General features: G+C 31.4%; 1 protein-coding gene. It reads left to right on the top strand.

Annotation, left to right across the window (positions count from 1 at the left end):
- The first annotated feature begins 116 nt into the window (after positions 1 to 116).
- A complete protein-coding gene (locus WOCAOBSORBRA_RS06085; RefSeq protein ID WP_246165662.1) occupies positions 117 to 521 on the top strand; it encodes a hypothetical protein in 405 nt (134 codons plus the stop codon).
- The last annotated feature ends 69 nt before the right edge of the window (positions 522 to 590 follow it).

Here is a 590-nt window from a genome sequence, read left to right as displayed (position 1 = left end):
CGCACGCCCGCTATTCCTAGTGAGCAGGGTTATCTTTCTCTCTTATCTCTTTTATATCACGTTTTTAACTTACAATTTCTTCTAATGTACCAATAGCAGTAGGTTTTCTTGCTCCCTTGTTAGCAGGATCTATTTTGAGTCTAGCTGTTAAGAGCATTTATACTAGAAATGGGAAAGAGTTTAATCATCAGACTAATATTTTATTATTGTTTAACTTTGACCAAGAATGCGAAAATTTTTCAAAGAGTGATAGGACTAAATTAAAGTGGCTAAAAAATTCAGTTATTTTGAGCAACACAATCTGTACATCTTTAATGTTTTTCGGTGTGGGATTAGATTTAGTTGCCAACGGCTTTGGTATAACTAACTCTATGATGTTATCCGGCTTATTACTTTCATTACCATTCACGCTTTTAATTGTTACTTCACCTATTTTAAATGCTGCAAGTAATTATATTCTCAAAAAGACAGCTATAAATTCAATTGAGGAGCAATTTAAAGGTGATGATCAGTTTATATAGTATTTTCTAAAATGAATGATAAATTTCCATTATGGTATTACCAACCAAAAGTTGTAAGTCTGTATATTT

Source organism: Wolbachia endosymbiont of Cardiocondyla obscurior (assembly GCF_902713635.1).
In the GTDB taxonomy this organism is placed as follows: Bacteria; Pseudomonadota; Alphaproteobacteria; order Rickettsiales; family Anaplasmataceae; genus Wolbachia; species Wolbachia pipientis.
The sequence above is the reverse complement of the archived record's forward strand: the minus strand, read 5'-3'. Positions and strand labels throughout refer to the sequence as shown.